Source organism: Enterococcus sp. SMC-9 (genome assembly GCF_021011285.1).
GTDB classification, from domain to species: domain Bacteria; phylum Bacillota; class Bacilli; order Lactobacillales; family Enterococcaceae; genus Enterococcus_C; species Enterococcus_C montenegrensis.
Genome location: NZ_JAILYE010000001.1, coordinates 220,305 through 233,818 on the forward strand (window position 1 = coordinate 220,305; position 13,514 = coordinate 233,818).

A 13,514-nucleotide genomic window follows, 5' to 3' on the forward strand; every position below is an offset into this window, starting at 1 on the left:
TCCTCCTAAAAAATTTTAATTAGTTTTAACTTTTTGAATAAATGCAGTAATTTTTGCTAAATCTTTTTTTCCTCCAGTTTCAACGCCACTTGAAACATCGACAGCAAATGGTGAAAAATATGCAATGGCTGCTGTTACATTCTGACTGTTTAAACCACCTGCTATAAATAAGTTTGTTTTGTCGATTTTTGCTACCTCAATTTTTTTCCAATCAAAAATAGCACCATTACCACCGGCATATTTTCCAGCTGGAGCATCCAAAAGTAAGTAATCAGCACAACAATTAAAATCTTTTTTGTCAGGGCTTTGGGCAATAATGACAGGTAGTGGTAATGAACTTTTCGGCACTTTGCCGTGAATTTGAATAACATCTAATTTTGCGGTAGTAGCAATTTGTATTACCTCAGCTATTGTTGGTGAAACAAATACCCCGACTTTCTTTATCGTTTTAGGTACCACTTCGCTTATTGCGGCTGCTTTTTCTGGCGTTATTTGGCGGGGACTTTTGGCAAAAACAAAACCAACATAGTCTACTTTTAATTGACATATTTTTAGCAACGTTTCTTTATCGGTAATGCCGCAAATTTTCACCTTCGTCATTGACAGCTCACCTGCAATTCTTGTATTTTCTCACTAGGATTACTACTGCGCATTAATGTCTCGCCAACTAAAACACCATGAAATTTATCCTTGATTAAATTGACATCTGCTTGCGTTTTAAAACCTGATTCGCTAATATAAATACCTTCATCTGCTATATCACAAGCAATGCTAACATCTATACTAACTTCAAATGTCGTTAAATTACGATTGTTGACACCAATTAAGTCAGCACCAAGGGCTTTTGCTCGTGTGATTTCACCAGCATTGTGACATTCTACCAGTACTTCTAACTGGAGTGATTTAGCATAGTCAAATAATTCTTTTAGATTAGCTTGTGATAATGCTGCTACGATTAGTAAGACCAGGCTAGCCCCCGCATTATAAGCACGATTGATTTGTTTTTTGGAAATGATGAAGTCTTTACAAAGAATCGGTACTTGAACTGTTTTTGCTATTTTTTTTAGATCAGTGATACTACCTTTAAAAAAAATTGGATCTGTTAAAACAGAAATGGCGCTAACTTTCGCTGACTCATAAGTTTTTGCTTGTACTAAGATATCAGCTGTTAAATTAATATCACCGTTTGATGGCGATGCTCGCTTAATCTCACCAATCACATGCATTATCTGGGGATTTTCTTTCACAATTTTTATAAAGCTGACTAAGTCTTGGCGTAAGATGATCGGTTCTACCTGCATTTTTGCAACTTCAATTTCTTTTTGTGCTAAAATATTGGCTAAAAAATCCATCAGGCTACCTCCTGTAATTTAATTAACTGTTGCAATTTGTCATAAGCGGCTCCCGATGCAATAATACTTCGTGCATATTCAATGCCTTTTGTGAGACTTAAAACTTTACCATTAGCATAAAAACCAAAAGCAGCATTTAAAATTACTGTATCTAGATAGGGGGAAGTTTTGTTTTGCAAGACGCTTAAAAGAATTTCGCTATTTTCTTTGGCATCTCCTCCTGAAATTGCTGCTATTTCATAAGTTGGTAATCCCAATTCTTTTGAACTAACAACGTGTTGCGTTACATTCTCACCATCAAAAAGCGCATATTGGGTATCCCCGCTTAAATTTGCTTCATCCATCCCGCCAAAACCATGAAGGACAATCGCTCTTTTACGACCTAAGTGCATTAATGTTTCACAAGTTTCTTTGATTAAATCACCCGCACATGTCCCCATTAATTGGGTTTGTAATGTAACGGGATTTGTAAGCGGACCAATTAAATTTAATATCGTCGGTGTCGCCAATTCTTGCCGTATTTTACTGACATAACACATATTTTTATGCATCGCTGGTGCAAAAAGAAAGGCAATACCAATTTCATTTAGCAAATAACTTAGCGCTTGTTTTGACAAAGCAAGCTTCACTCCTAACGCTTCTAAAACATCGGCACTACCAGAGCGACTCGAAATACTACGGTTACCGTGCTTTGCCATGGGAATACCGCCTGCTGCCAAAACAAAGGCTGCCGTTGTACTAATATTAAAAGTCTGTAAGTTATCACCTCCTGTACCGCAATTATCCATTGCCGTCACAGGAGTATTGTCAATTTTTAACGCTGCTTGTTGCAACACTTGAGCCAATGCGGCCATCTCATAAGAGGTTACACCTTTTAGTTTTAGCGCAATTAAAAAGGCACTGATTTGACTTTCCCTTAGCTGACCACTAAACATGGCTTGTGCTACTTGTTTCATCTCACCTTCAGCTAAATTTTTTTGTTGATATAATTTTTCAAAAAGCTGCTTCATTTTACTTCCTCCAAAACTGTAATAAAGTTTTTTATCAATTCTTGCCCAAATTGGCTTCCGATAGATTCCGGATGAAACTGCAAGCCAAAAATTGGATAGTCTCGATGTTTAATCGCCATAATTAAGCCATCACTACAACCGTGAACCTCAAGTTTTAAAGGCAAACTGTTTAAAAGTAATGAATGGTAGCGCATAACTTCAAATCTTTCAGGCAATCCTGCAAAAAGACCACATCCCTTGTGATAAAGCTCGGAAACTTTCCCGTGTAAAACCGCAGGGGCTTGAATGATCTGCCCACCAAAAACTTCTCCGATTGCCTGATGTCCCAAACAAATTCCCAGCATTGGCTTTGTCTGATAAAAATTTCGAATCAAGTTTTCCATCTCACCAGCTTCACTGGGGACACCTGGTCCTGGTGAGAATACAATCGCCTTTGCAACATTTGCAACCTCGTACAAATCTGGATCATCATTTCTTAAAATTGTTAATTTTCTACCAGGAAAAAGCTGCGCTAAATTATAAGTAAAAGAGTCATAATTATCTACCAACAAAATCATAATCCCACCTCCAAAAGCCCTTGAGCTTTATGTAGTGTCTCGAAATATTCTTTTGTAGGGTTCGAGTCGTAGACAACACCAGCACCGGCTTGTAAATAAATGATTTGATTTTTGACAACTGCTGTTCGAATTGCAATTGCAAAATCCGCTTCATTATTCAAGGAGTAATAGCCAACCGCGCCAGCATAGACACCTCTTTTCACTTTTTCAAATTGATAGATTCGCTGCATTGTGCGAATCTTAGGCGCACCAGAAACTGTTCCCACTGGTAATATGGCTTTTAAGGCGTCCATAGGCGTTAGCTCTTTTTTCATTTTTCCTTCCACAACAGAACAGATGTGCATCACAAAGCGATATTTTTCAATTGTCATCAGCTGCGTTACAGCAACTGATCCTAATTTTGATACCTTATTCAAATCATTTCGGGCTAAATCAATTAACATCATGTGTTCTGCTCGTTCTTTTTCATCAGCCAGTAACTCTTTAGCAAAAAGCTTATCTTCTAATTCACTTTTCCCCCGCGGTCTCGTACCTGCAATTGGATTCGTTACTATTTTTTGATCTTTTACACTGACTAAAATTTCTGGTGATGCACCTATAATTTGGTAATCTTTAAAATCTAAATAATACATATATGGCGATGGATTTGATTTTCTTAACTGACGATAATAGGCAAATGGCGTGGCTGTTAATTCAGCTGTTAATCTTTGGGATAAAACAACTTGAAACATATCTCCGGCGGCAATTAATTTCTGGGCATTTTTAACAATTGTTTCAAACTCTTTTTGACAAACAGAGGGCTCAGCTTTTAGCTTTAATGCCCTCATAGGCGTCATTTCATCTTCTGCCATTACTTTTATTTCTTCTACTAACTGCTGACAACGCCTTTGCAATGTTGTTTTATCACAATTGCTGTAGGCGTTGCTACAGATGATAGTGACCTGCTTTTTAACGTGCTCATTGATCACATATGTTTCAAAAAGATAAAGATGTAAATCTGGCAATTCCATTTCATCAGGAGGTATGCTACCGATATTTTCATAGCAAGCCGCGATATCATAGCCAACATAACCAATTGCTCCTCCTTGAAAGGGCAATTGGGGTAAAATATCACAATTTTTCACGACATATTTTTCTAATTCTTTTAAAGGATCTGTCACTGGGTAACAGTTATTTTGCGTTTGGAAGATTCCATTTTGATAGGACAACTTATCGATTGGATCAAGTGCAATCATCGAATAGCACTCCTGTTGATGATTTTGAAGCAAACTTTCCAATAAAAATTTTTCTTTGGATTTTAAGCGTAAATATAATGAAACCGGTGTTAAAAAGTCACCATTCATCCTTTGTATAATTTTCATACCATCCCTCCATTTAAAAAACAAAAAAGCCCCCAAGCCTGCTAATGCAGACTTGAGGGCGAATAGCTCACGGTGCCACCTCATTTTGTTTATTCCAAGCAATTTAAGTAACCGAAATAAACCTCTTATTCAGTCGTCAAACAACAACCTTCCTTTAGATAACGGGAGTTTTCCGGATAACCCTACTGATGTTCAAGTTATCAGCGCAAAAGTCCATTCACAAATTTTGACTTACTGACTCGCACCTGCCGCCAGTTCTCTGAAAAGCCTGAAAATTTGTTACTCCTCTTTTGTTCGCTTAATATTTAAAGCCAATCATACAGAAGCAAGTAAAATAAGTCAAGAATTTTCAGAATATTCTTTTGAGTTTTTATTTAAAATAGCACTTTATTTATCCTCTTTAGCTAAATAAAGTGATTGCGAACCCATTTTTTCATAAATACTTTTTAAAACATCCGAATTAACTACTTTTTTTTGGCCGTAAGGATCGTTAACGTAAATATCGCTATCTTTAACACCAGTAATTACCACTGCATGACATAGTGCTGTTACTGAAACACTGCCATTATTTGTTTGCCACAGCATAAAATCACCTTCTGTTGGGATAACAAAATCGACAGTAGTTACAATCCAAACAGGTACACCATTCATTACTTGTTGCAACAAAGAGTAAAAATCAGTGTTGCTTGAACTGACAACACGATAGTCACTTTGCACAACTGATTTTGCTACTTTGGCAATTGGCTCTACAAAAGCCCCCATTGCTAGATAACCTTCATAAATGTTACCGACAAAACCACTGCGGGGATCACCGTGAATGTCATTTTCTTCATCTTCATAAACTGGCACATAAGCTAACTTTTCTGCCAATTCATTTTTATTTGTCTTATAACCATAAAATTGGAGCAACATCGAAAGTGCCGTTATTTCACAACCATTTTCAAGGGGAACATCTCCTGCAAACTGATTTTCAAGAGGCACATCGAGTAAAGTGTTAGAAACTTTACCCTGCTCTTCATTTAGTGTATTAACTGTTTTTTCAAAGGATTGGTTTTCCTTTTCATTTATCTTAAATGTCTTTGTTTGGAGCAAAATAGTTCCCGTGAGGACTAGTAATATTATAAAAGTCTTTTTTAACATCGCCTTTTTTGCCCCTTTCTTTTCTACTTACAGTATAAATACAAAAGCTTAAAGGAAGCTAAAGAAAAGCTTTAAATGTAGAAAATGGGTTAAATTTAGCAATTAGAAAGACTAGTCGTTGCAATAAATTTATTAGTAAGTCACCTTATCTTGATAATTTTTTACTAGCTATCAATTTCTGACAAAACAAAAGACCGTCAGAGCCCTAGGGCCCTGGCGGTCTTTTCACTGCAATTATTTCACAGCATCTTTCAATGCTTTACCTGGTTTGAAAGCAGGTACTTTGCTTGCAGGGATTTCAATTTCATCACCAGTTTGTGGGTTACGTCCTTTACGAGCCGCGCGAGAGCGAACTTCAAAGTTACCAAAACCGATTAATTGAACTTTTTCACCTTTAGCTAAAGCATCTTGGATTGTTGAGAAAACAGCATCTACAGCTGCAGTAGCGTCTTTCTTAGTTAAGTCAGTAGCTTGTGCAACTTTTTCGATCAATTCAGCTTTATTTGCCATGGATGATTTCACCTCCTAAAAAGAGTCTTGATGTAAACATCAATTCACAAAAATTTGAGTGGTCCAACTTTTTGTGAAAAATATTGATCAGTATCAATATTCTGATACTACGTTATCATAAGAACCTTGTAATATCAAGGATTTTGGGCATTTTAAGCAGCTTTTTTCACCTTCATGATTCTTTTTATCAAAAGGGAGCGTTATCTTTTGATAAAGCGATAAAAATATGATAAAATCGCTATTTTCGCCGTCTTGGAATAACTCGAATTGGCGTTCCTTCAAAGGTGAAGGCTTTCCGAATTTGGTTTTCTAAAAAGCGTGCATATGAAAAGTGCATCAATTCTTCTTCATTCACAAAAATAATAAAGGTTGGTGGTTTTACTGCCACTTGCGTTGCGTAAAAAATCTTCAAACGTTTGCCTTTATCTGTAGGTGTTGGATTAATTGCCACCGCATCCATTATAATATCATTTAAGACTGCAGATGGAACCCGAAGATTTTGATTCATGCTGACTTCTTCAATTAATTCTGGTAATTTTCCTAGGCGTTGTTTGGTTACAGCAGAAACGAAAATAATCGGTGCGTAATCCAGATATTGAAACTCATCTCTAATTTCAGCTTCAAAATCGCGCATGGTATTGGTTTCTTTTTCAACTAGATCCCACTTGTTGACAACTATAATCATTCCTTTACCAGCCTCATGAGCATAGCCTGCTACCCGTTTGTCTTGTTCCCGGATGCCTTCTTCACCATTTAAGACCATTAAAACAACGTCGGAACGTTCAATTGCCCGCATTGCTCGCATGACCGAATATTTTTCGGTACTTTCATACACTTTGCCACGCTTACGCATACCAGCTGTATCGATCATTAAAAATTCTTGCCCGTTTTCAGAAGTAAAATGCGTATCAATTGCGTCTCTAGTTGTTCCTTCAATATCTGAAACGATTACGCGATCTTCACCTAAAATTGCATTGATTAAAGAAGATTTTCCAACATTAGGACGACCGATCAAACTAAATTTAATAACACCCTCGTCTTCTTCCATTTCATCACTAAAATGTTTAACAGCTTCGTCTAATACATCCCCTAGACCTAAACCATGGCTACCAGAAATTGGATACGGATCGCCTAGTCCTAAAGAATAAAACTCATAAATTTCAGAACGCATTTCGGGATTGTCGACTTTATTGACAGCTAAAATTACTGGTTTATTACTGCGATATAAAATCCGTGCGACCATTTCGTCAGCATCAGTCACGCCTTCTTTAGCGCTCGTGACAAAAATAATCACATCAGCTTCATCAATTGCAATTTCTGCTTGATGTTTAATTTGTTCCATAAAAGGTTCATCACCTAAGTCAATCCCACCAGTATCAATAATACTGAAATCGCGACCTAGCCATTCACCACTTGCATAAATACGGTCTCGCGTAACACCTGGAGTATCTTCCACAATTGAAATACGCTCACCGGCAATGCGGTTAAAAATTGTCGATTTTCCCACATTGGGACGGCCGACAATCGCAAGAGTTGGATTTGCCATAACTCTACCTCCTCGTTTCTTCACAACAATTTCTTTTAATAAAAAATTTTATCTTTATCGTAACAAAATTTATCTGATAATACAGTCCACTTGCACAATCTTTCTTAGTTTACCTAAAGCACAGACAACATGCAAGTAAAAAAAAGAAAAGAGACACTGCATCTCATAGAGAAATTATGCAGTATCTCTTCATTTTTTACAACTTATACGAAATTATTCTTCGTCTTCTTTAACGACGTCATTTGCATCTTCAGAAACAGTTGCTTCTTCATTTGCGTCATCATTATCAGCTAAAGCTTGACCTAAAATATCACCCATTGTAAAACCAGTACTTTCTTCTGGTAATTCATAGCTGTCTTCTTCCACAACTTTTTCTTCAGCTGGTTTTTCTTCTAATGCTTTAATTGAAAGCGCAATGCGATGTTCATCAGGATTTACTTCCAAAACTTTCACTTTCACTTCGTCACCTTCATGCAATACTTCATGAGGTGTGGCAATGTGTTTGTGAGAAATTTGGGAAATGTGAACCAATCCTTCTACCCCTGGGAATACTTCTACAAAAGCACCAAAACTTGTTAGACGTTTTACAGTACCATCTAAAACTGTTCCCACTGCTGCCTTTTCTTCAATGTCAGACCAAGGTCCAGGCAAAGTATCTTTAATAGATAATGAAATACGTTCTTTTTCAGGATCAATCGATAATACTTTTACTTGTACTTTATCGCCAACTTTTAGAGCATCGTTTGGTTTGTCGACATGACTATGAGAAATTTCAGATACGTGAACTAAACCATCAATTCCCCCCAGGTCAACAAAGGCACCAAAATCAGTTAAACGTGCAACTGTCCCTTCAATCACATCACCATCGTGAATAGAACTTAACAATTCTTCTTTACGAACAGCTTTTTGTGCTTCCACAACTGCTTTATGTGATAAGATCAAACGATTTTCTGATGGTTCAATTTCGATAATTTTGAAAGTCAAAGTTTGACCTTTATATTCTTCAAAATCAGCTACAAAATGATCTTCAACCATTGAAGCTGGCACAAAACCGCGCACGCCAACATCAACAACTAAGCCACCTTTAACCACATTGGTAACAGGTGCTTCGATAATTTTGCCATCTTTAAAGTCTTGTTCAATATCTTCCCAGACTTTTTTTGCATCTAAACGGCGTTTTGATAATAAGTAACTACCGTTTTCTTTATCTTTACCAATCGAAGAGATGACAACTAACTCTAAGACATCCCCTACTTTTACAGCTTCGTTGATATCTTCAACTGGAAGAGTTGATAATTCTTTAACTGGAACTACCCCTTCAACACCAGCGCCTTCAATACCGACGATGGCTTGTTTGTCTTCAACGGCTAAAACTTCGCCTTTGACAATATCCCCCACCTTGACTTCTTGGAAGCTTTCCAAAGCATCCGCCATAGATTCGCCGTTTTCTACTTGATTGTTTTCAAATTCTGTCATGACATATGTCCTCCTAACCAACAATTAATCGATCGCTGTGCACTACACACTACAATTTTAAGTTTAAATTATTCTACCCCAAAAATAAAGCGATTTCCATTATTTCTTGAAAATTGCTCCATTTTAGCGTTTTTTCCCTTTAAAATTGATGTTACCAGTAAATTTCATCCGAAGATAGCGTTACTTTAGATAAAATTTAGCCTCTCAGTCTATTATAACGACACAAAAAACATTTCACCAAACAAAAAGACTTACACTTAAACTGTGTAAGTCTCAAAAATTACAAATAACCTTTTTCGTTAACAACTGCTTTAATCATTGCCACTACTTCTACGATTGTTTTTCCGGTCGTATCAATTAAAATTGCATCTTGCGCTTGTTTTAAAGGAGAGACTTCACGATGGGAGTCAATGTAATCCCGTTTTTCGATTTCTGCTTTTAACGTTTCAAAATCTGTTGGGATTCCTTTTGCCTGATTTTCTTTGTAGCGACGTTCTGCTCTTTCTTTGACACTTGCAACTAGAAAAATTTTCACTTCAGCAGCTGGTAACACAGCTGTGCCAATATCCCGTCCATCCATCACCACACCACCGTCTTTTGCGATGATTTGTTGTTGCTTAACGAGCTCTTTGCGAACTAACTCATGGGCAGAAACTTCAGAGACGTTATTGGTGACATCTGATTTTCTGATAGCTAAGGTGACATCCTCACCATTAATAAAAACCAATTGTCCTGCTTCACTTTGCTTAAACGTAATCGGATAACGATGGATTAGCGCAACTAGCCCTGCTTCATCTGAAAATAAGACGTGATGTTTAATCGCCATGAAAGTCACACTACGGTACATAGCCCCTGTATCCGTATAGATGAAGCCGTAATCTTTTGCTAAAATTTTCGCTACTGTACTTTTACCAGAAGAAGCTGGTCCATCAATTGCAATATTAATTTTTTCCATTTGTTTGCCACCTATCTTTAGACATTAGAAAAGTTTTTTAAATACTTTTTTAAACAAACGCTTAAAGTAACCTTCGCTTCTAAGTAGGAACTTAGCATGTACAAAGTAAATTAAAAAACTAGACATTAAGAAAGCCGAACCAAAAATACCGTGATTTTTGGAGCGGCTATTTTTTACTTAATTCGTAATTGTTGGCCTGGATATAACAAGAAGTTATTTGGATCAATGCCATTTAGTTGATATAGTTGATCAACTGAAATCCCAGCTCGTGCTGCAACTTGATTTGGACCTTCACCATTTTGAACAGTGATGTATTGTTCACCAGCTTGTGCATTTTGATCTTGTTGATTTTGATTTTGTTGTTGATTTTGGTTTGCTTGATTTTGTTGCTCTTGGTTTTGATTTTCTTGTTGATTATTTTCTGTTGAGCTTGGTACTGATTCTTCACTTGAACTTGAACTTGATTCACTTTCAGAAGATTCAGTCGTTGAACTTTCGGCTGTTGAAGATTCTTCAGTCGATGATTCTTTGGTTGAAGAAACTAATGACGAAGAAGCCGTTGATGGTGTAGAATCGGCATTCTTCTTATCATGTGTTAACCACATAACAAAGCCTGCTGGTACTAAGATACAAAGTGATAATAAGATGACCAAAATAACTAAGAACTTTGATGTTCCACGCTTTTGACGGCGCTGTTGTGCTCGTGATGAAGTTTCATCATCGGTATCATAAATTGGTTGTTCCCATGGTTCTTGTGTTTCGTTGTCAAAATCATTTTTCTTTTTACTCAATGTTCCTACCTCCTGAAAAGCTTTCGCAGTGTATTATACCATAGGCATTTTATTGTTGTCGCTAAAATATAACTTCAATCGTTTTCTTTAAATAATTTTAGGAAAATCTCCTGCCAATGTTTTGTTTCAGTGCTTCTCTTTTGTACACTTTGGCTATATTTTATGACCGCATTGTCATTATCACAACACTCAGGCGGCTTTTGTTGCAAACTTTCAGCAAAATTATCTAAGATAAAAGCGCGGCGACAAGTAGTCGTTTGAATATAAGCTAGCATTTGAGCTAATTTATCACTTTTCACCTGCTCATTTACTTTTAGCGCTTGTAACACTTCGTTAGAACCTATACTCTGACTCAAATCAAGCCACTTTCTTTGTAGTTCGCTATTTATTTCCGAGCGATCATTTAACAATTGTTGGAAACCACTACGTTCATCTTGGCGCATTTGTTTGAAGTAATGATGAATTTTTTCATCATTTTTTTGATAAAGTAATATTGCCTGGCTTATCTTGCCATCCCGTCCTGCGCGGCCGATTTCTTGTACATAGTTTTCAATACTGTCAGGTAGATCAAAATGGATAACAAAACGAATATCCCCTTTGTCAATCCCCATTCCAAATGCATTAGTCGCAATTAAGATATCAAGTTGGTTACTTTGAAATTGCAACTGTAAGCGACTTCTTTCACTCCCATTTAAACCACCGTGGTAAAAGCCGACATTAAATTTGTCTTTTAAGTTTTGATAAAGAAATTCTACTGTTTTTTTGGTAGCGCAATAAATAATTCCCGGACCGAGCATATTTTCTAATAAGTTTTCTAAGTCGGGCAATTTTTCTTGCGTGTGCTGTACAAAAAGACGAATGTTTTTACGATCTACTGATTTTTTTACCAACTGATAATCGTTATCCAGTAAAAGTTGGGCAATATCGGTTTGAACAAAAGGTGTCGCCGTTGCCGTTAACGCTAGTGTAACGGGATTATCTAAAAATTCTTTGACCTTATTTAATTGCCGATACTCCGGTCTAAAATCAATGCCCCATTGCGATACACAATGAGCCTCATCTATGACAAACAAGCCAATTTTTTGACGTTTTAATACTTGTAAAACCTTTTTTTGCCATAGCATTTCAGGGCTAATAAATAAAAACTTGTAATCTGCTATATGAAGCAAGACAAATTCTTTTTCTGCAGCTGTCAACTGACTATTTAAAGCCACCGCTGATCCTAATTTAGGCTGTATTTGATTTACTTGATCTTCCATTAGTGCAATTAGCGGCGACACGACAATTGTCATCCCTGAGGTTAAATAACTGGCTAACTGATAACACAAACTTTTACCAGTTGCTGTTGGTAAAATGCCAAGAACATCTTTTTTTGCTAATAGTGCTGTAATTACTTCTTTTTGACCAGGCCGAAAAGTTGTAAAGCCAAAATAGTATTTTAGACTATCCTCTAATGTCATAATTTTCGTCCCTCTTTTGTTTAATTTGATACAAACGAAATTCGATAAAATCCAACGGAAATTTTTCATTTACAGCACTATAGCGCATGGCATATACATTTTCTTTTGCAGCGAGTAAATCTAAGTTTTCCCGGCTGGCTTTTGAAATAAAGCGCTCAAAGGGAAAACTTGCTTCATATAATGACCATTCAACAATATGGTCAGAAATTGTCCCGACTTTTAAATCACGAATCTGTGCAACTTCACCAATTGATTTTTCTTCTAATAAGAGTTGTCTTGTATAAAGCATGCTCTTGTTATAATTCTGTTGTAAAAGACCTTTTAAAAGTTGATAACACAACGTCTTTTTCTGAGCTTTTTTTATTTCCTTTAATAAAGGGTGTAGACAACTAGCCTGATAAAGTTGACTCCAAGGCTCCTTTTGATATTCGTCTGGCAGTATTTGATAAGCTGTTTTAGCCAAAACAGTAGCCCCGCTAAATTGTTGCGCTAAAAAATCGCCTGCAACTTGTGTTAGTTTATTAAAAAGTTGCGCTAATTCTTCATATAAAATATCCGGACTTGCTTTTTGCTGTGTGATGAGTTGGGCAACTGGACGTGTAAATAACGGACTTGTCTCTAAAGGGCGCAAATTTTCTTGCCCTTTTGAAACCTGTTGAATAAAGTAAGCCAGTAGTCGAAAACAATTTTCATCACTGCGACCAAAATTAAAATAATCCACTTCAAGTAAACTTTCTCTTAACTGAAGGTTCAATTTGCTTTGTCCTTTGGCTGTAATCCGATAAGTTGCAGCCTCACTTTTAACCAACAATCCTTCATTTTCTAACGTGGCAATAGCATTTTCAAATACTTTTAAAGAAAGATCTACTTGGCAACCTAAAAAAGGTAATAAATTCGTAAAAAAAGCATAACTCATAATTGCTGATGTTCGCTTGCCTTTTAGCAAATGAAAAAGCGTACTGGTCTTTAACTTGTCAGTCATTGAAAATAAGGCTAAAATAAATTGATTCATAAAAAATCCTCCTGAAAGTTGGTGGAAAAAATGACGACGACTTGCCGTCTTGTTCCAGAACGCTGTATCGCCTGTGGTCTTTGTGCAATTTATGCACCCGATATTTTTGATTACGATGAAGAAGGTATCGTTTTGTTTAAAGAAGAACCAGAAGCTAGCCAACAGTTTGTACGTACCAAAGAACTCACTGCAGTAAAAAAAGCCGCTGCTAAATGTCCTGTCAGAGCAATTTTACTTGAAAAAGAAAAAGCGCGCTAGTTGAAATTACTTTAAAAATACTACTTTTAAATAGCATACGAAATAACAGAAAAAAATAAAATAATAGAAAAAACGAAATAAAATAC

14 protein-coding genes and 1 other annotated feature are annotated in these 13,514 nt (G+C 36.5%); of the genes, 1 reads left to right on the forward strand and 13 read right to left on the reverse strand.

Features of this window, described 5'->3' with window-relative positions:
• Positions 1 to 15 precede the first annotated feature (15 nt).
• The 13 genes from K4422_RS01175 to K4422_RS01235 form a co-directional block, all read right to left on the reverse strand.
• On the reverse strand, positions 16 to 600 hold the full coding sequence (locus K4422_RS01175; RefSeq protein WP_230708689.1) for a phosphoribosylanthranilate isomerase: 585 nt from the start codon (positions 598 to 600) through the stop codon (positions 16 to 18).
• Complete coding sequence (locus K4422_RS01180) at positions 597 to 1,352, reverse strand: indole-3-glycerol phosphate synthase TrpC (protein WP_230708690.1); 756 nt, start codon at positions 1,350 to 1,352, stop codon at positions 597 to 599. The genes K4422_RS01175 and K4422_RS01180 overlap by 4 nt, the downstream gene beginning before the upstream one ends.
• Entirely contained in the window at positions 1,352 to 2,362 is a 1,011-nt protein-coding gene (gene trpD / locus K4422_RS01185; protein WP_206905628.1) for an anthranilate phosphoribosyltransferase, read from the reverse strand. The genes K4422_RS01180 and trpD overlap by 1 nt, the downstream gene beginning before the upstream one ends.
• On the reverse strand, positions 2,359 to 2,919 hold the full coding sequence (locus K4422_RS01190; protein WP_230708692.1) for an anthranilate synthase component II: 561 nt from the start codon (positions 2,917 to 2,919) through the stop codon (positions 2,359 to 2,361). Before K4422_RS01190 ends, trpD begins: the two co-directional genes overlap by 4 nt.
• Positions 2,916 to 4,280, reverse strand: coding sequence for an anthranilate synthase component I (gene trpE, locus K4422_RS01195; protein WP_230708694.1), 1,365 nt, complete (start codon positions 4,278 to 4,280; stop codon positions 2,916 to 2,918). Before trpE ends, K4422_RS01190 begins: the two co-directional genes overlap by 4 nt.
• Before the next feature lie 51 nt (positions 4,281 to 4,331).
• Positions 4,332 to 4,584, reverse strand: a binding site (T-box leader).
• An 83-nt stretch (positions 4,585 to 4,667) separates the two neighbouring features.
• The gene (locus K4422_RS01200) at positions 4,668 to 5,420 is read right to left on the reverse strand and encodes a C39 family peptidase (RefSeq protein ID WP_230708696.1); all 753 of its coding nucleotides are present in this window, start codon (positions 5,418 to 5,420) and stop codon (positions 4,668 to 4,670) included.
• Between the two features lie 234 nt (positions 5,421 to 5,654).
• On the reverse strand, positions 5,655 to 5,930 hold the full coding sequence (locus tag K4422_RS01205; protein ID WP_016172327.1) for an HU family DNA-binding protein: 276 nt from the start codon (positions 5,928 to 5,930) through the stop codon (positions 5,655 to 5,657).
• Between the two features lie 238 nt (positions 5,931 to 6,168).
• Complete coding sequence (gene der / locus K4422_RS01210) at positions 6,169 to 7,476, reverse strand: ribosome biogenesis GTPase Der (RefSeq protein ID WP_230708703.1); 1,308 nt, start codon at positions 7,474 to 7,476, stop codon at positions 6,169 to 6,171.
• 213 nt (positions 7,477 to 7,689) lie between these two features.
• Positions 7,690 to 8,952 carry a 30S ribosomal protein S1 gene (gene rpsA / locus K4422_RS01215; RefSeq protein WP_230708705.1) on the reverse strand — a complete coding sequence of 421 codons (1,263 nt, stop codon included), beginning with the start codon at positions 8,950 to 8,952 and terminating at the stop codon, positions 7,690 to 7,692.
• A 280-nt stretch (positions 8,953 to 9,232) separates the two neighbouring features.
• Positions 9,233 to 9,907 (reverse strand): (d)CMP kinase, encoded by a 675-nt coding sequence (cmk, locus tag K4422_RS01220; protein ID WP_230708707.1) that lies wholly within the window; start codon positions 9,905 to 9,907, stop codon positions 9,233 to 9,235.
• A 173-nt stretch (positions 9,908 to 10,080) separates the two neighbouring features.
• Positions 10,081 to 10,698 carry an SAG1386/EF1546 family surface-associated protein gene (locus tag K4422_RS01225; protein ID WP_206905612.1) on the reverse strand — a complete coding sequence of 206 codons (618 nt, stop codon included), beginning with the start codon at positions 10,696 to 10,698 and terminating at the stop codon, positions 10,081 to 10,083.
• A gap of 74 nt (positions 10,699 to 10,772) precedes the next feature.
• On the reverse strand, positions 10,773 to 12,158 hold the full coding sequence (locus K4422_RS01230; protein WP_230708712.1) for a RecQ family ATP-dependent DNA helicase: 1,386 nt from the start codon (positions 12,156 to 12,158) through the stop codon (positions 10,773 to 10,775).
• Entirely contained in the window at positions 12,142 to 13,170 is a 1,029-nt protein-coding gene (locus tag K4422_RS01235; RefSeq protein WP_230708714.1) for a helix-turn-helix domain-containing protein, read from the reverse strand. The genes K4422_RS01230 and K4422_RS01235 overlap by 17 nt, the downstream gene beginning before the upstream one ends.
• A 30-nt stretch (positions 13,171 to 13,200) precedes the next feature.
• Here K4422_RS01235 and K4422_RS01240 point away from each other — a divergent pair, with 30 nt between their 5' ends.
• The gene (locus tag K4422_RS01240) at positions 13,201 to 13,428 is read left to right on the forward strand and encodes a ferredoxin (protein WP_206905609.1); all 228 of its coding nucleotides are present in this window, start codon (positions 13,201 to 13,203) and stop codon (positions 13,426 to 13,428) included.
• Positions 13,429 to 13,514 lie beyond the last annotated feature (86 nt).